General features: G+C 63.8%; 17 protein-coding genes and 3 pseudogenes. 6 read left to right on the top strand and 14 right to left on the bottom strand.

Annotation, left to right across the window (positions count from 1 at the left end):
- Nucleotides 1-64: 64 nt before the first annotated feature.
- Nucleotides 65-481: a hypothetical protein gene (locus G7067_RS08210; protein ID WP_166323405.1), complete on the top strand. Its 417-nt coding sequence runs from the start codon at nucleotides 65-67 to the stop codon at nucleotides 479-481.
- Here the strand turns inward: G7067_RS08210 and G7067_RS08205 are convergent.
- The 4 genes and pseudogenes from G7067_RS08205 to G7067_RS08190 form a co-directional block, all read right to left on the bottom strand.
- Complete coding sequence (locus G7067_RS08205; RefSeq protein WP_166325975.1) at nucleotides 468-1,808, bottom strand: MFS transporter; 1,341 nt, start codon at nucleotides 1,806-1,808, stop codon at nucleotides 468-470. The genes G7067_RS08210 and G7067_RS08205 overlap by 14 nt on opposite strands.
- A gap of 132 nt (nucleotides 1,809-1,940) precedes the next feature.
- A pseudogene (locus G7067_RS15235) lies at nucleotides 1,941-3,394 on the bottom strand (RsmB/NOP family class I SAM-dependent RNA methyltransferase).
- Nucleotides 3,391-4,308, bottom strand: a complete 918-nt coding sequence (locus G7067_RS08195; protein ID WP_166323403.1) for a methionyl-tRNA formyltransferase — start codon at nucleotides 4,306-4,308, stop codon at nucleotides 3,391-3,393. Before G7067_RS08195 ends, G7067_RS15235 begins: the two are co-directional and overlap by 4 nt.
- A gap of 57 nt (nucleotides 4,309-4,365) precedes the next feature.
- On the bottom strand, nucleotides 4,366-7,338 hold the full coding sequence (locus G7067_RS08190; RefSeq protein ID WP_166323401.1) for a DEAD/DEAH box helicase family protein: 2,973 nt from the start codon (nucleotides 7,336-7,338) through the stop codon (nucleotides 4,366-4,368).
- Nucleotides 7,339-7,683: 345 nt separating this feature from the next.
- Here G7067_RS08190 and trpB point away from each other — a divergent pair, with 345 nt between their 5' ends.
- Nucleotides 7,684-8,892, top strand: a complete 1,209-nt coding sequence (gene trpB, locus G7067_RS08185) for a tryptophan synthase subunit beta (RefSeq protein ID WP_166323399.1) — start codon at nucleotides 7,684-7,686, stop codon at nucleotides 8,890-8,892.
- A gap of 267 nt (nucleotides 8,893-9,159) precedes the next feature.
- Here trpB and G7067_RS08180 read toward each other — a convergent pair whose 3' ends face one another.
- From G7067_RS08180 to G7067_RS08165, 5 genes are all read right to left on the bottom strand, one after another.
- Nucleotides 9,160-11,295, bottom strand: a complete 2,136-nt coding sequence (locus tag G7067_RS08180; RefSeq protein ID WP_166323397.1) for a primosomal protein N' family DNA-binding protein — start codon at nucleotides 11,293-11,295, stop codon at nucleotides 9,160-9,162.
- Between the two features lie 20 nt (nucleotides 11,296-11,315).
- Nucleotides 11,316-12,506, bottom strand: coding sequence for a methionine adenosyltransferase (metK, locus tag G7067_RS08175; RefSeq protein WP_166323395.1), 1,191 nt, complete (start codon nucleotides 12,504-12,506; stop codon nucleotides 11,316-11,318).
- 155 nt (nucleotides 12,507-12,661) lie between these two features.
- Nucleotides 12,662-12,916, bottom strand: coding sequence for a DNA-directed RNA polymerase subunit omega (gene rpoZ, locus G7067_RS08170; protein ID WP_166323393.1), 255 nt, complete (start codon nucleotides 12,914-12,916; stop codon nucleotides 12,662-12,664).
- 67 nt (nucleotides 12,917-12,983) lie between these two features.
- Nucleotides 12,984-13,235: a DUF8185 domain-containing protein gene (locus G7067_RS14280; protein WP_244301023.1), complete on the bottom strand. Its 252-nt coding sequence runs from the start codon at nucleotides 13,233-13,235 to the stop codon at nucleotides 12,984-12,986.
- Nucleotides 13,208-13,630 carry a DUF8010 domain-containing protein gene (locus G7067_RS08165; RefSeq protein ID WP_244301022.1) on the bottom strand — a complete coding sequence of 141 codons (423 nt, stop codon included), beginning with the start codon at nucleotides 13,628-13,630 and terminating at the stop codon, nucleotides 13,208-13,210. Before G7067_RS08165 ends, G7067_RS14280 begins: the two co-directional genes overlap by 28 nt.
- Nucleotides 13,631-13,709: 79 nt before the next feature.
- Here G7067_RS08165 and G7067_RS08160 point away from each other — a divergent pair.
- The 3 genes and pseudogenes from G7067_RS08160 to G7067_RS08150 all read left to right on the top strand — a co-directional run bounded on the left by G7067_RS08160 (nucleotide 13,710) and on the right by G7067_RS08150 (nucleotide 16,095).
- Nucleotides 13,710-14,578 (top strand): annotated as a pseudogene (locus tag G7067_RS08160) (acyl-CoA thioesterase).
- A 96-nt stretch (nucleotides 14,579-14,674) separates the two neighbouring features.
- Nucleotides 14,675-15,565, top strand: a complete 891-nt coding sequence (locus G7067_RS08155; protein ID WP_166323391.1) for a hypothetical protein — start codon at nucleotides 14,675-14,677, stop codon at nucleotides 15,563-15,565.
- Complete coding sequence (locus G7067_RS08150; RefSeq protein ID WP_166323389.1) at nucleotides 15,562-16,095, top strand: RNA polymerase sigma factor; 534 nt, start codon at nucleotides 15,562-15,564, stop codon at nucleotides 16,093-16,095. Before G7067_RS08155 ends, G7067_RS08150 begins: the two co-directional genes overlap by 4 nt.
- Before the next feature lie 143 nt (nucleotides 16,096-16,238).
- On the opposite strand, the gene G7067_RS08145 is transcribed toward G7067_RS08150, so the two are convergent.
- The 3 genes from G7067_RS08145 to G7067_RS08135 all read right to left on the bottom strand — a co-directional run bounded on the left by G7067_RS08145 (nucleotide 16,239) and on the right by G7067_RS08135 (nucleotide 19,006).
- Nucleotides 16,239-16,709, bottom strand: coding sequence for an acyl-CoA thioesterase (locus G7067_RS08145; RefSeq protein WP_166323387.1), 471 nt, complete (start codon nucleotides 16,707-16,709; stop codon nucleotides 16,239-16,241).
- 18 nt (nucleotides 16,710-16,727) lie between these two features.
- Nucleotides 16,728-18,410: an energy-dependent translational throttle protein EttA gene (gene ettA / locus G7067_RS08140; protein ID WP_166323385.1), complete on the bottom strand. Its 1,683-nt coding sequence runs from the start codon at nucleotides 18,408-18,410 to the stop codon at nucleotides 16,728-16,730.
- Between the two features lie 95 nt (nucleotides 18,411-18,505).
- Nucleotides 18,506-19,006 (bottom strand): DUF6993 domain-containing protein, encoded by a 501-nt coding sequence (locus tag G7067_RS08135; protein ID WP_244301021.1) that lies wholly within the window; start codon nucleotides 19,004-19,006, stop codon nucleotides 18,506-18,508.
- Between the two features lie 224 nt (nucleotides 19,007-19,230).
- Between G7067_RS08135 and G7067_RS08130 the strand changes: the two genes are divergently transcribed.
- Complete coding sequence (locus G7067_RS08130) at nucleotides 19,231-19,764, top strand: single-stranded DNA-binding protein (protein ID WP_166323383.1); 534 nt, start codon at nucleotides 19,231-19,233, stop codon at nucleotides 19,762-19,764.
- A 19-nt stretch (nucleotides 19,765-19,783) separates the two neighbouring features.
- Here the strand turns inward: G7067_RS08130 and msrA are convergent, their stop codons facing one another.
- Together msrA and nadE are read right to left on the bottom strand one after the other, a co-directional pair.
- Nucleotides 19,784-20,308, bottom strand: coding sequence for a peptide-methionine (S)-S-oxide reductase MsrA (gene msrA, locus G7067_RS08125; RefSeq protein ID WP_166323381.1), 525 nt, complete (start codon nucleotides 20,306-20,308; stop codon nucleotides 19,784-19,786).
- Nucleotides 20,305-21,136: pseudogene (gene nadE / locus G7067_RS08120) on the bottom strand (ammonia-dependent NAD(+) synthetase). The gene msrA and the pseudogene nadE overlap by 4 nt, the downstream one beginning before the upstream one ends.
- Between the last annotated feature and the right edge of the window lie 24 nt (nucleotides 21,137-21,160).

Here is a 21,160-nt window from a genome sequence, read left to right as displayed (position 1 = left end):
CGGCGCGTATCAGGTCACATTTGAAAACAAGAACTTCACCGTCTCCAGCGACAGTGACATCTTTGTGCTGGGTGACGACGACACAAATGATCTGCACGGCGTCAAGGCGGTGCTCACCGAGGAAGCGACCGCAACCTTCCGCGATTTGGTGCGCGCGTCTCTGACGGAATGTCTCGCCTCGACCGCGTTGACGACTCCCTGCGGCAACGATCTTTCCGATTTGCGGGCCATTGCGAAGCCGATTGATGGCACCGTGCAGCGCAAACTCACCACTGAGGGGGATGCCGCGCTCAACGCGCTCACCCCCGAGTCAAGCTATACCACCCCGAGCGTCGTCTCGAGCTACGACGTCATCCGTATCGACGTGACCTACGAATTTGAGAAGGCTGGCAAGCGCGAGAAGGCGCAGACGATGTTTGTTTCCCTACTCACACCCTACGTGGACTTCTCAAAAGAACCACTGGAGGTCACCTGGGAGTAGCGGCCTCGGTCGGTGTCGCGGGCTCGGGAGTCGGCGGCGCCGCGGCGTGCAAACTCTGTGACAGCTTGCGGTAGGAGCGGGTGAGGGATGCTCCCACCGCGAGCAGCAGCATCAGCGCCCCGGACACCAGGAAAATGAGCGCGATACCGCGACTTTCTCCTTCTCCCAGGGCCCACGCCCAGCGAGCCTCCCCCGCTTGCCCAGACATGTAGGGCACCACCCAGAACTCTGCGATCGGTGCGATCAGCAGCGAGGTGATCGGGGCTGCGGCCGCTTCAAAGGTCATCGCGAGCCCAAACACACGGCCCTGCTTCTCAAACGGCACCACCCGCTGAATCACGGTCTGTTCAGCGGCCTCGACCGCGGGCATCATCGCCATGAACAGCCAGATGCCAGTGATGAACAGCCACGGCCACTCGCGCAGCGTGAACACCATGCCGAGCACCCCGAGCACTCCCACGAGGATCAGCATCGTGCGGATCGGGTTGGCACCGAGCCCCCATTTGGCAACCACGATGCCACCCACAATGAAACCTGTCGAGGCCAGGCCAAACACGATCCCCCAGATTTCTACGGGAAACATGTTGAGCCCGTAGGGATCGAGCAGCGCCATGAACATCCCACCGGAGAGGTTGTTCAGCATCGTGAACAGTACGAGCGCGAAGAGCCCGGGAACCGCGAGCATCGCCTGCATACCGCCTCTGAAATCGACGGCGCTCCGATTCGGATCCCGCACAATCTCGGGCTCAGAAATCTTCAGCAGGTGCAAATGCAGGATCGGGATCGCGACGCACACGGTAGCGATCACCATGGTCCACCCCATGCCGAGCAAACCGACGGAGAGCCCGCTAAACACGCTCGTTGCAATGAAGGCGATCCCCTGCACCGTACCGACAAGCCCGTTCGCGTTCGCGTGACGCTCCGGCGGCACAAGCAGGGTCACCGTGGTGGAGAGCGCAAGATTGCGCAGCATCTCAACCACGCACCCGGCGAGCAGAACGAGCGTGAAGATCCAGAACCAGGGCCCCTGAAGGTTAAGAAGCGTGTCTTCCCGCATCGAGAAGTACATCGCGCAGCCGATCCCGAAGGCGACAAACGATGACCACGCGGAGATCAGCATCACTCGCTTCTTGTGCAAGCGGTCCACGAGGGATCCAAACCACATCGAGAATATGGCGAGCAGAATCATGTAGGCACCGCCGAGCACTCCCGTCGCGAGGATGCTGCGCGTCTCCAGATACACCCAGAACACAACAGCGAACCAGAGGAAGTTGGTGGTGAGGTTGGCAACCGCGGTGTTGATCAGCACCTGAACGAACACGCGCATGCCGCCCATAGGCGCGGGCGATCCGGCGAGGCGATCCTCGCGAGATTCCCCAGACGACAGTGTGCTGGTTGTCATAGAAACAGAGTAAAACTGGCCACCGACATTCACCTAGAGCTTTTTTGGGGACACGCCTTACCGCGCCCGCTCAAGCAGTGCGATAAACATCGCGTCGGTGCCGTGGCGGTGCGGCCACAGTTGCGCGCTCAGGGCATCGCCAGCAAGATCCACGTCGCCACGGGCAATCTCGCGGATCGTCGCCTTCGCGTCGAGCTCGCGGATCTCGGGGTGGCGCTTCAACAGCCGGTCAACCGTCACGCGGGTCTCAGCGATGTGCGGCGAACAGGTGACGTAGGCGAGCACACCTCCCGGGGCGAGGTGCTGGGTGGCCGCATCCAGCAGCTCACCCTGCAGCGCAGTCAGCACCGGAAGATCATTCGGTTGCTTGCGCCATCTGGCTTCCGGGCGGCGTCGAAGGGCTCCGAGCCCGGAACAGGGTGCATCGACCAGGATCCGGTCGAACAGCGCGTCTTGGGCTCGTGCGCCGCGATCCCTGTACGCGTCATCGTCGCGGCCATCATGACTCACAACTTCAACCCCGTCTGCGACCGCAGTAACGGACCGCCGCACCAGTTCCGCGCGGTGCGCGGACACCTCGTTCGCCCGTACCCTTGCGCCACCGCGCAGCGCCTCAGCGCCCAGCAGCGCGCTCTTTCCACCGGGGCCGGCGCACAGATCGAGCCATCGCTCCCCAGCCACAACCGGACGCGCGCGGGTGAGCGCGAGCGCCGCGAGCTGCGAGCCCTGATCCTGAACCCGGACCACGCCCTCGGGAAGACCCAGCTCCTCGATCACGGGGACCGGATCACCTCCCGCGAGTTCCATGCCGAGTGGCGAAGGCCCCTGCGCCGCGAGGTCATCAGCGGTGGCGGCCTCCCAACCGGGAAGGACGACCAGGCTGACGCGCGGTGGCACATTGTCTGCCCCGAGCAGATCCTCAAGCTCATCTTCTCGCCCTCAGCGCGCAGCGCATCCCTGAGCGCCCGCAGCACCCACACCGGGTGAGAGGTGCGCGCGGCAAGCGCGGCATCACGCGATTCGGCCGCCTCATCGATTCGCGCATCCCACTCCTCGCTCGACGCGCGCCCGATCGTGCGCAGCACGCCGTTCACAAAGCCCGCGGCACCTTGGTTCGCAACGCGGCGCTGCAACTCAACACTCTCGTTCACCGCGGCGTGATCCGCCGTGCGCATCGAAAGCAACTGGTGCGCGCCGAGCCGCAGCACGTTCAGGGTGCGCGAGTCGATCTCGCTCGCGGGGCGATTCGCAGCCAACTCAATGATCCGATCGTATCTGCCGCGGCCACGCAGCGCCCCTGCCGCAAGCTCGGTTGCAAGCGCCGCGTCGCGCCCGTCGAGCCTCGCCTCGCGGATCCTGGAGGGCAGCGCCAGGTTCGCGTAGGCGTCACGATCCTCAACATCGCGGAGCACGTCATATGCGACGAGACGCGCCGGTGAGATCCGCACCCTCGGCCGCTGCCTATTCGGCTCGCGTTGCCGCCGGCTCTGTCCGCCACCGCGCTCACTCATCGCACCACCGCTTTCCCGCCGCGGCCACGAAGCCACGCCGCACCGTCCATCGCCGCTTTGCCCGCCGGCTGCACGCGCTCGAGTTCGAGGTCACCGTCGGCAAGCTGCAGGATCGCCCTGCCGCCGCGGATCGAGGCCGTGGCAGGATCCTGAATCTCATCGCCACGTTCCACGGCCCGCAAGCTTAAGACCTTCAATGGTTTCTCATCCACCATCACGAACGCGCCGGGCTCCGGGGTCACTCCAGCCCAGTGGGCGAGCACTTGGGCGGCAGGCAGCGTGAGGTCAAGCCGTCCGTCTTCCCGCTCAAGCTTGTGCGCATAACTCGGCTCACCCGTCTGCGGCTCACCCGTCAGTGCACCGCTTCCGAGCCCATCAACCGCCGCGAGCAGCGCGCCCGTGCCACTCTCAGCGAGTGCGGCGAGCGCTTCACCTGCCGGGGTCCCCGCGGGGAAGTCACTCGCGTCGCGGGTGAGCACGTCGCCAGCGTCGAGGGCGGCGACCAGCCGAAACACCGTGACACCGAGGCGCTGTTCGCCCGCCTGCAGCGCCCGCTGCACGGGAGCCGCCCCGCGCCACCTGGGCAGCTCGGAAAAGTGCAGATTCACCCAGCCGAGCCGCGGCAGCGAGAGCAGTGGCTCGCGCACGAGCCCACCGTAGGCGACGATCACGCCAAGATCGGGAGCGAGATCCTGAACCCAAGCCGTGGCCTCTTCGCCGAGCCGGTTCGCCTTGAGCGTCGGGATCCCGGCCTCCGCGGCTACAACAGCGACCGGGGACGGGGTGAGCACACGCTTACGCCCCAGGGGCGCGTCCTCGCGGGTCACCGCCCCGACAACCTCGTGGCCAGCATTGAGCAGTGCCCGCAGACTGGGCACGGCAAACTCGGGGGTTCCCGCAAAGACGATCCGCATCCCGCTATTCTCGCAGCTTTCGCGGGTGCCGGGTTACGGCGGGGGCGACACGCTGGACTATGCCCAGACATCCCGAACGACGGAACGGTCGAGCGCTGGCCCGTTACTGCGCCGAGCACGCGTGAGGAGCGAAAGCTGATCCGACGAGTTGATCTCGTGCAGCACACACGGGCCAACACTTCTCCGCCATTCTTCGGCAAACACCATAGCGTCTTCCCGACGGCGTGCGACCCCACGAGGCACGTTGACAAAACGGGAGCGCCGGGTCAGAAGCCGCGTGATCAGGCCGGCAAACCAGGTGAGCGCTGTCGGCCACTTCAGCTGCGATTGTCCGACCTCAAGAAGGAATCTCGGTGTGCGTATCGGGCCGAATATTTCTCTCAGACCACCAAGAATCGCCTGCTGCTCGGCGATGTTGCCGCCTTTCACCTCGACAAGGTGATGGGCAACCACCCGCGGTGTTGCCATTACCTGAGCCACCACAATGTTTGCACGACCGAACGCCCGGGAGTCACCCCGGCGGTGCAGGGTTCGGGCAAGCGCAAGAGCCGCGCCCTGGTAGGCACTCCCCGGAAGCGCAAATGAGCGAAGTCCCTGGAAAAGCGAGCGGATCGAATCGCGTGCCAGATACGTGAAGAGTGCTATGCCCAGTGCAGCAATAATCAGTGTGACCCATGCGTCTCCCTGGGAGGCGCGAAGCGCCACACGCAATGCTTCGACGAATATTCCGCCCGCACCCCCCAACAGCATGAGCAACAGCACATCGAGAGTCGGTGGGCTTCGAAGCACACCAGCGGTTTCGGCGCGCGCAACGAGTTGTCGGCGTTCCTGTCCGAGGTAGGGTTCACCGATGCCCCAGCGGTCGCGGGTGTGCTGGCGTGAAGGCAGCGTGCGTTCAGTTTCACTGTTGAGCCATCGCACGTCTCGCGCCGTCGCAACTTTGTCGAGAATCTGCTCGAGCTGCCCTATCTGGGCAACCGTGAGGGTGTGTCCTAAACCACGAACCACTGAGGCCGGTTCCGTCACCGTAATGCCCCATGACTTGCTTTGTTTTCTGCGCATCCGAGCAACATCGCTGGCTCCCTCGATTGAGCTTCGTGCCTTCGGCAGGCAGGTGACCGTCCAGTTGTGCGCGACCTTTGCGGGCCAGCCGGGATCAATGCGCAGCGAGCGTCCTCGGAGCTGTTGTGTTGCAGCGGAGGTCGAAGAAGTCGACAGGTCAATCAGCGTGTTGATAGCGGGGCAGTCCCACCCTTCACCCAAGAGGCCCCGTGTACCTACGAGGAGCCGTACCACCCCTTCGGCGATCATCTGCGAGACGGCCTCGACCAGGGCGGATGTGCCGGTGCCCGGTGTTTCGAGGGTCAACACGCCGTTGTGTTCTGCACTTACCGCAACTTCCGCATTGAGTTTCTCCCGCAGTTTCGGCACAAGAATTGCCGCGTCCCGGGCCGCGATGCGCAGATGTTGTGCTGTCATCAGAACCGGTCGAAAAGCGTGAAGTGTCGGATCCTCGACAACAGAATCGAAACACCGTAACGCTCCGGCCCTACCGCGGCCAGAACCGACACCGTGTCCGTGCACGGCAAAATCCAAGATGACCACCGCGCGAATTTCTTCTCTGACCTCGCGGCTCATCTCAAGGCGCAGGATCTCCCCCACCGCCAAGTCTTTGGAACGCGATGTCGCGAGCACCTGGTCGACGGGGTCTCGCCCGCGGCGAATCCCCCGGTCGGTCAGGTGATACCCGAGATCTGACAGCAGACCCCGCGTGTCTTTCCAAAGCTGCTCACGCGCGGGGTCGGGCAGCATGTGCTCCAGCGCATATCGCGCAAGCACGCGGATGCGCTGTTCCATTGTCGCACCGCGCGGCGCATCATGGCCGAGCGTGCGCAGCAGCAGGTGCCCTGGAGAGACCTCAGCTAAGACAGCCGCAGCCGCTTCCGTAAACGCGAAATCGAGTTTGAAAGCTTCAGCGAGACGTCGATCCCGCTCCGTCGACTTCAAATTAAGGAATCTCTGACCACACAGTTTCTGGGCAAGAAACTCCACCCCCTCCGGGGTCTCGAGAATGCCCTTCACTAACGCCTCGAATCGGGACTGCTGCGCGCTCAAGAACTCCAGTTCATCGTCCTCCGGCGTCACGAACCACACCGCATCACGGTAGGGCGCAAGATTACCCTCCTTGACAACGGCGGGCGTGGGAACCTCATAGTCGACGTCTCCGAGAAGTCCGGTGTAGTTTTCGTAGGCTTCCTGGTCTTCTTCAGACGGCAGCGTCGCGGTCAACCCAACAATGACCGGCTCAACTCCACGCTCGCGAATCCGGCCAGCGAGACAATGAACAACGATCGCCCAGTAGTCGAGAAGGTGGTGACACTCATCAAGAATCAGCGTGGTCACCCCACGCTCGACGAGACGTTCGATGAGTTCGCGGGCATTCGGGTGCAAGGCCTCTTCGAGGCGCGAAGGATCCTCACGCACAACTTCTTTGCGTAGTCGACCGGCCCGACGTCGGATCCCCTGGCGATGCGCCTTCGGGTTTGCCTGCGCAAGGTGTTCGAGCCAGGATTCAGCGTCAGGAATCGAGCGCCCACCTTCAACAAGTTCGGCGACCCACGCGCGCTCAGCGAGTTGATCGAATGGGCTACTCGAGTCGATTGTCCCAAGCATCTGATAGGTCAGCGCGGTCAGATCCCCGATCGCTCGCGGGTCCTCTGATACCTCCGCCAACGGCACCTGTGGTTCATCCTCACCCCAGGTGCGGGCCGCGAGTTGCCGTGCCGTTTTTGCCCACTGACCGCGGATCGTTGTCGTGGGAGACAGCACAAGCGCTGGCGCACCGGCGCGCATCGCCAAGAGCAACCCCACCAGCGTTTTGCCGGAGCCTGGCGGAGCCACAATGTGAAGCGGAGATCCGGAAACAACATCGACCGCGTCAAGGATCGCAGCTTGGGAGTGCCGCAGCTGACCCGCGAACTCCCACTCCGCGAGTGGCTGTGCACCAACCACCGTTTCGAGATCAGCCATCAGAGACCTCTCGGTTCTCAAAACGGAGCCCGAGTGTCTCAGCGCGAGCCCGCAGACTGGGCACGGCAAACTCGGGGGTTCCCGCAAAGACGATCCGCATCCCGCTATTCTCGCAGCTTTCGCTGGTGCCGGGTTGGCGCCACACACTCCGGAGTAGAGGTAGCTTTCCCAGTTTTCCCGCGATGTCGACACGCTGCTGCTACACTACTGGTCATGCACAACGTACAGCAGTGGTGGGCCGCCTAGGGCGGTTCCCCGTACGCATCTGCATACACCCGACACCGTCTACTCGTAGGCGGTGTTTTTGTTTACGAGTGGCGCAATGAAGCAAAGGACCACTGAACCATGACCGAGACCCTATCTCCCTCTCGCTACCGCGCAGACTCCGCGGGATTCTTCGGCGAATTCGGGGGCGCCGACTTGCCCCCGTTCCTCGCTGAGCCGATCGCCGCAGTGGCCGAGGCGTATATCGAGGCCGCCCAGGATCCCGAGTTTCAGGATCAGCTCCAGGCACTGCTCAGCCGCTACGTTGGCCGCCCCTCGCTGCTCTACTTCGCCGAGAACCTCAGCGAGGAGCTGGGCGGTGCGAGGATCTACCTGAAGCGCGAGGATCTGAACCACACCGGCGCCCACAAGATCAATCACTGTCTTGGCGAGGCGCTGCTCGCAAAGCGTATGGGCAAGAAGAAGCTGATCGCGGAGACCGGGGCTGGGCAGCACGGCGTCGCCCTCGCCACCGCGGCGGCGCTGGTGGGGCTCGAGTGCGAGATCCACATGGGTGCGATCGATATCGCAAAGCAGCACCCGAACGTCGTGCGGATGGAGCTGCTCGGAGCCAAGGTCGTCGCGGTTGAGGAGGGCGGCCGCTCGCTCAAGGAGGCGGTTGACTCGGCATTCGCTGTCTACGCTTCCGCACCCGACGAGTATTTCTTTGCGATCGGCTCGGTCGTGGGTCCCCACCCCTACCCCTCGATGGTGCGCGATTTCCAGTCAGTTGTGGGCCGCGAGGCGCGCGCCCAGATCCTGCAAGCCGAGGGCCGCCTACCCGATGTGCTCGTTGCCTCGGTCGGTGGCGGATCCAACGCGATGGGACTCTTCGACGCCTTCCTTGAAGACGAGTCGGTGCGCATCATCGGTGTCGAGCCCGCGGGTGAAGGCCTCGACGGGGATCGGCACGCGGCCACCATGACGCTCGGCACCCCCGGCACCCTGCACGGCATGAAAACGAAGGTACTGCAGGATGCAGACGGCAACGCATCATCGGTGCACTCGATCGCCTCCGGGATCGACTACCCGGGAGTTGGGCCGCAGCACGCGCACCTCGAACAGATTGGCCGCGCCGAGTACGTGTCCGTCACCGATGAGGAAGCCCTGGCGGCCTTTCAGCTTCTCACCCGCAAGGAAGGGATCATTCCTGCGCTCGAATCCGCGCACGCGCTCGCCCAAGCGATCAAGCTCGCACCGAGCATGCCGCGTGACGGGATCATCATTGCGAATCTCTCGGGGCGCGGCGACAAGGACGTTGATTTCGTCGCCGAGCGACTGCGGGGTTGAGGGGCGCCAGCCCGCTCGTTCGAAGCAGGTGTCGTAATTGAGGAATACGTCGCGAAGTATCCGCGAGACTAGAGTCGGCTTGGGGTTTGGGACTCGGGCCAGTGGAACTGGTAGCTCGAGCTATTGCGCAGAGCGAGAGACTCTGGTGAGGTCCCACGATTATGGCGAGGTCCCACGAAAACCAAGCGTAAATTATGTGGGACCTCGCAACTATCATGGGACCTCGCAACTATCGTGGGACCTCGCCGCGGGCGTGAGAGTATCTGGTTAGCCGTCGAACACACCGCGGTCGTCGAAGCGGAGGCGGAGAGCCTCGGGGCGGGCGCGACCGGGGGTGCGGCCGCGGGTCCGGGAGTTGGATCCCGCAGCGTCAGCTACGAGGGCGCCGCGCAGACGCTTCGCGACCTCAGCGCCATGTCCGTAGTCGAAGCGGACGATCGCTCGCACGAGGTGAGCCGAGAGCCCGCCAGCCTGCCGCGATCCGCCGCCGGGTCCCGCATTCCCGCCAATCTGCTGGGGCACGGGTGCCGGCCCCAGGTAGTCAACGCCCGGGATCTCCGCGATCGTCTCCAACGCCCGCGCGACCTCTTCGGATCCGCCACTCACGCTCGCCACTCGCACGGCCGGCGGGTAACGCAGCGCGTGGCGATCCCGTAATTCGCCCCGCAGCCATTCGTCGCTGCGACCCGTCACAAACGCGGTGACCACAGGCCCGCCGCCCGACGCCATCAGGCACATGCCGTCGGGCGCAGCAAGCGCCGCAGCATTCTCCCACCAGCGCATGCAGTCTTCACCCGCCCGCAGTGTCTCGATGCCGAGCAGGCGCTCCGCGTCGAGCAGCACCACGGCGCGGTATCCCCCGGCGGCCAGCGGTTCGGCGCCGCGGGTCGCCACAACGAGAGCAGGGCGCGCATCGACGCGCTCTCGCGGGTGTTCGCCGTCACTCAGCAGCACCCGCACCCCGGCAAATTGCCGTTCGAACTGCTCCACGGTGCGCGCCGACCCCATGCCGCGCTCTTGTAACCGGGCACTGTCGCAGCTGCCACAGCGCCACGCATTCGCGTACTCGCCGCACCAGCGGCACGACGCGCGCCCAACCACCCGGAACCCAATCGGCCCGGCACAGCTGCCGCAGCGGGCAAGGTCGCCGCAGTCGCCGCACACCGCCACCGGTGCATAACCGGGGGTCGCTACCTGCACGAGCACGGGGCCAGTCTTCAGCCCCTCACGAATCGTCTGCGCGGCAAACTCGGGTACCCGCCCAGCAAACGCGTCGGGCGCACGGGCCGCATCAGCGTGAAACACCCGCGTGCGGCGCGGCGGGTGCACCTGCGCGAGCACATAGCCGAGATCCACGAGCCGCTGCACCTCGGCACTGCGCACGTGCCCAGCAAACAACAGCCCGGCACCCGATTGCTCCGCGCGAATCAGCGCCGAATCACGCGCGTGCACATAAGGGGCAAGCGGTTCGGCGAGCACGGGATCCCCGTCGTCCCAGGTCACCACCGCCCCCAAATTGAATGCGGGCGCGTACACCGCGGAGCGGTTGCCGAGAATGACCCGAGGCTCGGGATCAAGCGCGCGTAGGAAGCTCGCGTAGCGCTCAGAGTTCGACTGGCGGGAATCGACCCGCACGAAATCTGGATGGCCAAGCGCCGTGAGCGCATCGCGCAGCTGATCCAGATCTCGGTAGTCGGGGGTGACGAGGATTACGCTGCGGCCAAGCTCGAACACGCCAAGAGCCACCCGCGCGAGCTGCGCCGCCCAGCCACCCACCCACTCGCCCGTGTGCAGGCGTTCCGGCGAGTGAGACGCCGTGTGCGACAGTCGCGCGCCCTTCACGAGCTCGGCAGCGATCTTGGTTTCCGGGGGTGCTGATGTTGCAGCGGCGGGCTCAGGATCCGGCGCCTGCGCGGGCCGGTTGGCAACAGGCGTCTCTGCCGCAGCGGCCTCCGCAAGCGCGGCCAGGTGTTTCTTTTCGACGCGCACCTGCCGGGTCGGGATCGCGAGCCGCAATATGTCACCGGCGGATCCCCCGGCCCGATCCGCTACAGCCCGTGCGAGCCGCCACACGTCTGGAGTGAGCTGCGGCACCTCGGTGACGATGTCGGCGATGGGCGAGAGCTCCCCACCGAACTCGCTACGCTCCACGAAGCCAATGACGTAGCCGAAGGTCTTGCGGCTCTGCGAGCGAAACGGCACACGCACCCGCTGTCCAACCCGAATCGTCTCCGCGAACTCTGCGGGCACCGCGTAATCGAACAGGTGGTCGAGCTGTGGCAGCGCAGAGTCGAGCAACACCTGCGCAACCGCTCGACCCCCAGCGGCTTCTGCCCAGGTGTACCCACCCCAGTGTGCCTCGGGGACCGCATTCTCCCCGGCTACGCCGACTTCCGCAGACAAGCTGGAACCCCCACTATCAGCTACACACCTGCGGCGGCGCGCAGTTCCGCGACGCGCGGCGTGGCCTCCCAGGTGAACTCTGGCAGCTCGCGGCCGAAGTGACCGTAGGCGCTCGTCTTCGCGTAAATGGGCCGCAGCAACTGCAGGTCACGAATGATCGCGAGCGGGCGCAGATCGAAGATCTCACGAACGGCGGCCTCGATGCGCTCGCGGGGCACGGTCTCGGTGCCAAAGGTCTCGATGTAGAGCCCGACAGGGTGTGCGCGGCCGATCGCATAGGCCACCTGCAGTTCGGCGCGCTTGGCGAGCCCGGCACGAACAACGTGCTTCGCGACCCAGCGCATCGCGTACGCCGCGGAACGGTCGACCTTCGACGGATCCTTGCCGCTGAACGCGCCGCCGCCGTGACGGCTGACCCCGCCGTAGGTATCGATGATAATCTTTCGCCCGGTGAGCCCGGCGTCACCCATCGGACCACCGACCACAAACGGCCCTGCCGGATTAATGAAGAAGTTGGCGTTGTCGCTCGCGAGTTCGACGCGGTCGAGTACCGGCCGGATGACCTCGCGGGCGATAACATCATGCAGCGCCGGCTGCGAAATGCTCGGGTGGTGCTGGGTCGAGACGACTACCGCTTCAACGGTCGCTGCACGGTCGCCGTCGTAGCCGATCGTAACCTGGGTCTTACCGTCTGGCCGGAGCTCGGGGATCTGACCGCTCTTGCGGACATCAGCGAGCCGTTCGGCAAGGCGATGCGCGATCCAGCTGGGCAGCGGATGCAGTTCGGGAGTCTCATCGGTGGCGAAGCCGAACATGATCCCCTGGTCGCCCGCGCCCTGACGGCTCAGCCCGTCATCCGTTTCGCCGGTGCGCTGCTCAAGCGAGGCATCGACTCCGTTCGCGATGTCCGGAGATTGCTGCCCGATCGACACCGAGACCCCGCAGGATGATCCGTCAAAGCCCATGTCTGAGCTGGTGTAGCCGATCTCGCGCACGGCCTCGCGCACGATCTGCGGGATCTCAACATAGCCCGAGGTGGTGACCTCGCCCGCAACATGCACGAGGCCGGTCGTGACGAGCGTTTCAACCGCGACGCGCGCTCCCGGATCCTGCTTCAGCATCGCATCAAGGATGGAGTCTGAGATTCGATCACAGATCTTATCCGGGTGACCCTCGGTCACGGACTCGGAAGTGAACTGGCGCAGTGACACGGTGCTCCTCGCACATTGGAAACAGGTGGGGACGATCCTGGATCGAATGATCCAGAGCCATTGAGGCCTAAAAACGCCGGTGGCGCCGGGCCCTTTCCAGGGTATCCGACGCCACCGACAAAACTGCGGTTGCAGTCAAAAGTTACGCGAGAGTACTACTCGGCGCGCTTCGTCATCGTGAGCTTGCCCTCGACGACCTCGTGCAGCGCGATCGACAGCGGCTTATCGTCGACCGATGAATCCACAAGCGGGCCAACGTTGTCGAACAGGTTGCCGTCGTGCAGATCCGTGTAGTAATCGTTGATCTGACGCGCGCGCTGGGATGCGAAGATCACCAGAGCGTACTTCGAATCCACCTTCGCGAGTAGCTCGTCGATGGGCGGATCGATGATCCCGTTGACATTTGCCATGAAAACACTCCTCTGGTTGACCTCACTATCTTAGCTCAAGGATCCTGGATCCTGCTGACCGGAGCGACTATCCGAGCAATGACCTGACGAGAACGTGGCCACGGCCCGTGCTGAGCCGGGTCCAAGTGAGAGATTTTGAGAGCCGTGCGGGATCGTCACCGCTGAAGAAGCCGAGCGTTTCACCGGCAAACGCAGCGGCCGCCGGGAGCCCCGGCGCAATCTCAGCACCCCACACCGCGCCGCGCACCTGCTGCACCACCAGCTCACCTGGATTCTCAGGCAGGGCTTCGGCTACCCTCGCGATGCCGTCGGCAGCCACCTGGCGGAGCGACGCTGCGTCGACCACACCGACTGATTCCCAGCCCGACATCGGCGGCAGCACCCCGACCACGCGGCGAGCGCAGTAACATCCGGCAGACTGAGCTCTCTGCCGATGAAGCCGAGCCTCGCTATCCGGTCGAGCAGTGCCCTCGCCTGCACTGTCGTGTCGACTTCGACCTCGGGGGCTTCTGCGAGCTCGAAGGCGCGCATCACGAGCACCACGGGCACGGGATCGGTGATCCCCTTCGGCGCCTGCGTGCAGCCGTAAACGGCAGCAGTCGCCCCGCGCGTCACCAGGCGCACCTCTTCACGCCCCGCCTTCAATAACCGTTCGAGAAAAATTCGGAGGTCATCGCGGGTCGCGGCGTCAAGAAGCGGTAACGTGGCAGCCATCCAACCAAGCCTAGCGGCACGCTACACGACCTCTAGACTGGGTTCCATAAAGCTCGCGACGATCCTGCCAGGAGAAATGATGCACGCCTCTTCCGACCTCGTTGCCCTCCTCTCGGTGCTTGACTCGGGTGCCCGCACCCGCGAGGACATCCTCACCGGCCCTGCCCACCCCACTCCGCACGGCCGTTCCTTCGGCGGTCAGGTCGTGGGGCAGGCCATCGCTGCGGCGGGCACCACCGTTCCCGAGGATCGCCAGATCCACTCCATGCACGGCTATTTTTTGCGGCCCGGATCAAGTTCCGAGCGGATGACGTTCGAGGTTGCGAGGCTGCACGACGGCCGTTCCTTTTCGACGCGACGCGTGCAGGCGTATCAAGACGGCGCCGTGCTGATGTCGATGATCGCGTCGTTCCAGGGTTTGGAAGAGGGGGTCGACCACCAGGAGCGAATCGACCTTTCGCGGGTGCCGGATCCTGAAAGCCTGCCGACGGTGTGGGAGAAGTACGGGCATCTGGCCGATGGGGCCGCGCATCCTGGGTGCTGAATCGCCCCTTCGACCTGCGCTACGTCGAATCAGACATTGTGCTGCGGGTTGAGGAGCAAACGAGCACGCAGCGGCTGTGGCTGCGCGCCCGCGACACACTGCCCGACACCCCGCTGCTGCACGCTGCAGCCCTCGCGTTCGCAAGCGACTACGTGCTGATGGAGCCGGTGCTGCGCCGCCACGGGGTGCCGTGGGCGACGCCGGGGCTCAGCACCGCGAGCCTCGACCACTCCATGTGGTTCCACCGCCCGTTCCGCGCCGACGAGTGGCTGCTCTACGAGCTCGACTCCCCTACCTCGCAGGGCGGCCGAGGCCTTGCGCACGGCCGCTTTTACGACACCGCCGGCGACCTCGTGGCGAGCGTCGCGCAGGAGAGCATGCTGCGCCTGCCGCGGGCGGAGTAAGCGACGGTTCGGGATCATCGCCGATCCCAACCTAGTTTGTCACGTTTGGGCGGGAACTGACAGGTACATGGTGAACGACAGACATTGGAGGTCACCATGACAATCACTGACGAGGAACTTGACTCACGCTTACGTGCGGTCACGAGTCCGACTCCCGGCATCGATCAGGCAGCCGCTTCCATCATCATCCGAGAAGCCGCACGTCTCGCGGGCAAACGCAAGCGCCGCAGAAACTGGCTCGTGCCGACCGCAATCATCACTGCGGGTACCCTCGCGATCCCGACCGCGGCCGTTGCCGAACGCTTCTTTGCGGCCCAAACCCGAACGTTTGGCGGCAACTACTCTGAAGAGATGCTCGGTGACGAGTGGATCACGAACGAGGCCTCAGACTTTCCTGCCTACGTTGCATCCCAAGCACCTCGCAACCTCCCAGTACCGGAAAGCTTCGATTGGGATGCCGCCAGCGCAGAAATCGTTTCTCGCTACGTCGAGCCGAGCCAATTACAGCGGATCCACATCGAGTCAGACTACGAGCGCCTGATCTGGATCGCGTGGATTGCGGAGTGGCTCGACGCTGATCGCGCAAATGATGAGGTGCGGCGCACGACTGCGTTCGAGGCGATGCTTGGGGCACCCGCGTGGGAAGGATTCACGGAATCCGACGGGGGCGGGATCCGCATGCTTATCTGGGTTTCCCTTTTGCGCTACGCGCAGGGTGACGCACGAGAACGTACTGAGGTCATACAGACCCTCTGGCAGCAAGAGAGGGGACCCGCCAAAATTGGCGAAGCACCCGAGCCCGAATTCCTACTCTACTGGGACGGCGTTGATCGCCAAGACCTTATCAATGACACCCTGAATGAATGGGAAGGGTTCATCGAACCTTATGGGGTACTCGACCAGGAGTCACCCGTGTGGGAAGCCTACGAACGTGAGCTTGTGCGCCTCGAAGCCGAGACGCGCGCCGCGTTGGGTGATGCACGATGAGCACCTTCACAACGGACGATGTCTCTGTGGACGGCGCCTTGCCCAGTGCACATCGAAATGCGACGCACATCAACACCACCCTCGCCAATCTACTCCCACAGCTCACCGGCTATTTCCTGCGCAGACTCGGGAACCTGGACGACGCTGCCGACGCAGCCGCCGATGTGCTCGTTGTGTTGCTGGGCAAACGGAATCAGCTGCCGCGGGAAGCTGAAGCACTCCGCCAATACAGCTTTGGAGTTGCCCGCAAGGTGCTCCTCAAGGCCCGGCGCGGTCGCGTACGACACACTGAGCTGTCGGAACGCCTGCGGCGCGAAATGGTTGTGGCTGCGCCAGCGGATCAGGATCCTCACCCCGAGCTCATGAGTGCACTCAGCAGACTTTCCGAGCCTGATCGCGAGCTCCTCCTGCTTGTCGCGTGGGAAGGCTTATCAGTCGCCGAGGCAGGCTCGATCCTGCACCTCAAACCAGCCGCGGCCCGCCAGCGCTATTCCCGCACCCGCGCGCGGCTGCGCACCGAGCTCGGCTAGCGTTGACTGGCCGATTTTTCGACGAGAAAGCACTATCTCGACGAGAAAGCACTATCTCGACGCACGGGGATGGCTTCTCGTCGAGATACTAGCTTCTCAACGCGAAGAGGCCGCGAAGAGGCCGCGAAGAAGCTCTCGGAGCGCTAGCCCCGACGGAGCTGGAGCGGGGCGTCCATCCAGGGCTCGACCGCGGCGCGACCGTCCTCAGAAAGGCGCATCGGACGCAGCGTCACCCCGTCAACGATGACCACCGTGGTGATCGCACGGGCCACGACGCGACGCTCGGGCGACGACGCGCCATCCAGCACCTCGTAGTGGACTTCGAGGCTGGATCCGCCGAGCTTGCCGATCCACAGCTCGACCGCGACCGCCGCGTCCCCGTACTCGAGCACGTCCAAGAACTCGATGTGCTGGCTCGCAACCAGCATCTTCAGCCCGTCAGGGGTGTCCCCGCGGAAGTAGCCTTCCATGCCGGTACTCTCGCGCCCGGTGCCGCGCCAAAACACGCGTACGCGCGCTTCCTCAAGGTAGCGCGCGTACGCAACGTTGTTGACGTGGCCGTAGGCGTCTTGATCGCCCCAGCGGAGCTCGATATCAACGGTGGTGCGTGCCATGCCTGCGAGATCCCGAGCCTAATCTCTTGTCAATTTCCGGTACGTCACGCGCGACGGCTTCGCCGCGTCCGCGCCGAGGCGGTCGATCTTGTTTGCCTCGTACGACTCAAAGTTGCCCTCAAACCAGTGCCAGTTCGACGGGTTCTCTGGGGTGCCCTCGTACGCGAGAATGTGCGTCGCGATGCGGTCCAGGAACCACCGGTCGTGCGTAATGACCACGGCGCAGCCCGGGAATTCAAGCAGCGCGTTCTCAAGGCTCGACAGCGTTTCAACATCGAGGTCGTTCGTCGGCTCGTCAAGCAGCAGCAGGTTACCGCCCTGCTTCAGCGTCAGCGCGAGGTTCAGACGGTTGCGCTCACCACCGGAGAGCACCCCGGCAAGTTTCTGCTGATCCGGACCCTTAAACCCAAACGTCGACACATACGCGCGCGACGGAATCTCGGTGTTGCCGACCTGAATATAGTCGAGCCCGTCGGAGACGACCTCCCACACGTTCTTCTTCGGGTCGATGCCGCCGCGGGTCTGATCCACGTAGCTCAGCTTGACGGTCTCGCCGATCTTCAGCTCACCGCCGTCGAGGGGTTCAACACCCACGATGGTCTTGAACAGTGTCGTCTTGCCGACACCGTTGGGGCCGATGATACCGACGATGCCGTTCCGCGGCAGCGTAAACGAGAGTCCGTCGATGAGCACGCGTCCGTCGAAGCCCTTGTTCAGGTTCTTCGCGTCGAGCACGAGATTACCGAGGCGCGGGCCCGCGGGGATCTGGATCTCTTCGAAGTCGAGCTTCTTCGTGCGCTCGGCCTCGGCAGCCATCTCCTCGTAACGAGCAAGACGAGCCTTCGATTTGACCTGGCGACCCTTCGCGTTTGAGCGGACCCATTCGAGCTCGTCCTTCAGACGCCGCTGCAGCTTCTGGTCCTTCTTCCCCTGTACTTCGAGGCGCGCGGCCTTCTGCTCAAGGTAGGTCGAGTAGTTGCCCTCGTAGGGGTAGAGGCGACCGCGGTCGACCTCGCAGATCCAGGTGGCAACGTGGTCGAGGAAGTATCGATCGTGGGTGACGGCCATGACGGCGCCGGGGTACTTGGAGAGGTGCTGCTCAAGCCACAGCACACTCTCGGCGTCGAGGTGGTTGGTGGGCTCGTCGAGCAGCAGCAGATCGGGCTTTTCGAGCAGCAGCTTACACAGCGCGACGCGGCGCTTCTCGCCGCCCGACAAGTTCGCGACGATCGCGTCCGAGGGCGGGCAGCGCAGCGCATCCATTGCCTGCTCGAGCTGGTTGTCAAGATCCCAACCGTCGACGTGATCGATCGCCTCCTGCAGCTCTCCCATCTCTGGCAACAGTTTGTCGTAGTCAGCGTCGGGGTTCGCCATCTCAGCGGAGATCTCGTTAAAACGATCGAGCTTGCCCTTGATCTCGGCGACACCCTGCTGCACGTTCTCGAGCACGGTCTTGTCTTCGTCAAGCTCCGGCTCCTGCATCAAAATGCCGACGGAGTAGCCAGGGGTCAGGATCGCGTCACCGTTTGAGGGGGTGTCGATCCCGGCCATGATCTTCAGGATCGTCGACTTGCCGGCACCGTTGGGGCCAACCACACCAATCTTCGCGCCCGGCAGGAATGCCATCGTGACGTCATCAAGGATAACTTTGTCGCCGTGCGCCTTGCGCGCACGCACCATCTGGTAAATGTACTCAGCCATATGCTTTCCGGGATCGCCCCGAACTCCTCAGCGTAAAGAAAACTTGAAACGGATCCCCACCATTGTAGGCGGGTTGGGGGTGCGTGCCCTCACGCTCACCAATCAACCGAGCGCGTATTGCCGATCAGACAGATATTCCCCTCGGGCCCGACGGCCGGCTCGTTCGCCACCACGAAGCTCCGATCCCCCGTCACAAGCTGCCCGATCAGGCAGTCGGGTCCGATCAGCACCGAGACAAATATGTTGTCGGCGGGAAGCCCGGTCTTGCTCTGGTCGAAACTGAACTGGATCGCTGCGGGATCGAAGCCCGCGTCGACAACGCGCTGCGCGACGGGTTCTCCCTTGATCACGGAGTCTCCCGCAGCGTATTTTCGCAGTACCTCGGTGAAGTAGGGCAGGTTGTCAGCTGCGGAGCCGCCCGGCACAAACTCCGGCTCCACCTCAGGGACCGGCGGTTCTGTGCGGGTAGGCGTTTCCGGGGTGGGTCCCTCAATCAGGGCGCAGCCTGCGAGCAGTGGCAGGGTCGCGGCAAGGGCGAGCGCTACCCGGGCTGCCCGGATGGCTCGGGCTTTACGATTCGATGCAATTTCGATCACTCGAACAGTTTACGCAGCAGGACCCGGCGCTCGCTGAGGAAGGAGCATTATCCGCTCACAGCCGAGCTTTTGGTCGGTTCGCAGACGACTTATCCACAGATTTCGCGATACCGGCTTTTGTCCCTACAACGCATGAATGATGGAGACGAGCGGGTGATCCGAAACCGGCACGGCGCGGATCGCCCGCTCGCCAACAGTCCCCGTCTACGAGAGCAGGAATACACATGACTATTCAGATCAGCGCGGTCGGCACGATCGCAACATCCCCCAGGCTATTGAATGCCGAAAACCGAGCTGCCTTCTGCACCTTTCGCGTCGCTTGCAATGACCGCCGCTACGATCGCGAGAAGGGTCGTTGGGTTGACGGTGACACCAATTGGCTCACTATCAACGCGTTTCGCACGCTCGCAGAGCACGCTCACGAGTCATTCGCAAAGGGAGATCGAATCGTCTTAAGCGGCCGCTTACGCATGCGAGATTGGGACAACGGGAGTAAGTCGGGAACCTCGGTTGAGGTCGATGCAGACGCGCTCGGTCACGATCTGCGCTGGGGCGTCAGTAGCTTCACCAAACGTTCGGTGCCGAGCTCTGCGCCAGAACAGAATCCTGAGAGCGTCCCACCAGGCGAGGACGCCCAGCCCAGCACGCCGCATCATGGCGCGGAGCAAAGCGGTGCCAGCTCGTTCATTCCGGCAGAGGAGAGCTCCGCCCCACAGGGTTGGCTGATGCCGACCCCCGAAGCGGAAGCCGCCGCATAGTCGCAGGAGAGCTTCGGGCTCAGCGCAGGTATTTGGTGAACGCGGCACGTACCTTGTTCACCTTGGGAACGGCAACCGCGAGGCAGTAGCCCTGCGTGGGGTTCTTTGCGAAGAAGTCCTGGTGATATTCCTCCGCCGGGAATACTTCTCCAAGCGGTTCAACGGTGGTGACGATCGTTCCGGGCCACCATTCCCCGGCTCGCTCAATTGCGGCCTGGAACACCTCGCGCTGCTCCGGATCTGCCGGGAACATCGCGGAACGATACTGGGTGCCGACATCTGCGCCTTGCCGATTCAATTGGGTCGGGTCGTGCATGGTGAAAAAGGCATCAAGAATCACCTCTGAGGGGATCACACTCGGGTCAAAGGTCACGGCAACAGCCTCCGCATGCCCCGTCGCCCCGGTGCAGACCTGCTCGTAGCTGGGGTTCGGAGTATGCCCTCCGGTGTAGCAAGAAAGGACCTCGGTCACGCCGTTCAGCTGGCGATATGCCGCGTCGAGGCACCAGAAGCAGCCGCCCGCGATCACATATGTGGTTGTCATTGTGTTTCCTTCCACCAGGTGTCTGAAGGGGTCACCGGAAGTCTACGTTTGTGCTCGCTCGTGCGATACCGATGTTCCAGCCGTTCGGCCGCGCCCTCGGAAACGCGCTTACCGCTCAGATACGCGTCGATCTCGGGGTAAGTGACACCGAGGCTTGACTCATCACTTTGGCCAGGCTCACCGTCCAAGAGATCGGCGGTCGGAACTTTCAGCCAGAGGCGTTCAGGGCACCGAGGTGCTGCAGCATCGCCGCCCCCTGACTCTTCGTCAGCCCCGCGAGTGGCAACACGTCTGCCGCGCCGTCACCAAATTTTGTGTAGAACCCCGTGATTGCCTCAGCCGCGTGGTCGGTGCCGATCACGAGCAGGCCATTGTCCCCCGCAATAGCGTACTGGGCGACCATGCGCAGCCTCGCCTTCACATTGCCCTTGTTGAAGTCGCTGATGGGTTGCCCGAGCGCACCGCTCACACTTGCAGCGAGCGCATCCACGCCGGGTGCAATGTCAACGGTCACCGAACGGTCCGGAGAAATAAACGACAGCGCGAGCTGCGCATCATCCTCGTCGTGCTGAGCAGCATAGGGCAGCCGGACTGCCACGAACTCAGCCGTCTCACCGCTCTCGCGCAGTTGCTCGACCGCGAGCTGCGCGAGCCGCCCGGCAAGCGAAGAGTCCTGTCCCCCGGAGATACCGAGCACAAAGCCACGCACCCCGGGGTTGCCCGCGCGTAATCTGCGAGGAACGACACGCGCCGCGAGATCTCCGACGCGGGATCGATACTGGCCGCGCTTCCCAACGCCCCGATGATGCTCTGCTGCAACTCCGTCATAGCGACCAGGCTACTCTGCAATGC

It is taken from the genome of Leucobacter insecticola, assembly GCF_011382965.1.
In the GTDB taxonomy this organism is placed as follows: domain Bacteria; phylum Actinomycetota; class Actinomycetes; order Actinomycetales; family Microbacteriaceae; genus Leucobacter; species Leucobacter insecticola.
This window is presented reverse-complemented; position numbering and strand designations above follow the sequence as displayed.

Bases quoted from the DNA above. Each gene is read 5' to 3' on its own strand.
- G7067_RS08190 (WP_166323401.1), bottom strand. From the start codon at position 7,338: ATGGCTGATCTCGAAACGGTGGTTGGTGCACAGCCACTCGCGGAGTGG.
- G7067_RS08150 (WP_166323389.1), top strand. From the start codon at position 15,562: ATGAGCACCTTCACAACGGACGATGTCTCTGTGGACGGCGCCTTGCCC.
- ettA (WP_166323385.1), bottom strand. From the start codon at position 18,410: ATGGCTGAGTACATTTACCAGATGGTGCGTGCGCGCAAGGCGCACGGC.
- G7067_RS08130 (WP_166323383.1), top strand. From the start codon at position 19,231: ATGACTATTCAGATCAGCGCGGTCGGCACGATCGCAACATCCCCCAGG.
- msrA (WP_166323381.1), bottom strand. From the start codon at position 20,308: ATGACAACCACATATGTGATCGCGGGCGGCTGCTTCTGGTGCCTCGAC.
- G7067_RS08145 (WP_166323387.1), bottom strand. From the start codon at position 16,709: ATGGCACGCACCACCGTTGATATCGAGCTCCGCTGGGGCGATCAAGAC.
- trpB (WP_166323399.1), top strand. From the start codon at position 7,684: ATGACCGAGACCCTATCTCCCTCTCGCTACCGCGCAGACTCCGCGGGA.
- G7067_RS08165 (WP_244301022.1), bottom strand. From the start codon at position 13,630: ATGGCTGCCACGTTACCGCTTCTTGACGCCGCGACCCGCGATGACCTC.
- rpoZ (WP_166323393.1), bottom strand. From the start codon at position 12,916: ATGGCAAATGTCAACGGGATCATCGATCCGCCCATCGACGAGCTACTC.
- G7067_RS08155 (WP_166323391.1), top strand. From the start codon at position 14,675: ATGACAATCACTGACGAGGAACTTGACTCACGCTTACGTGCGGTCACG.
- G7067_RS08195 (WP_166323403.1), bottom strand. From the start codon at position 4,308: ATGCGGATCGTCTTTGCGGGAACCCCCGAGTTTGCCGTGCCCAGTCTG.
- G7067_RS08205 (WP_166325975.1), bottom strand. From the start codon at position 1,808: ATGCGCGTGTTCGTTCAGGTGCTGATCAACACCGCGGTTGCCAACCTC.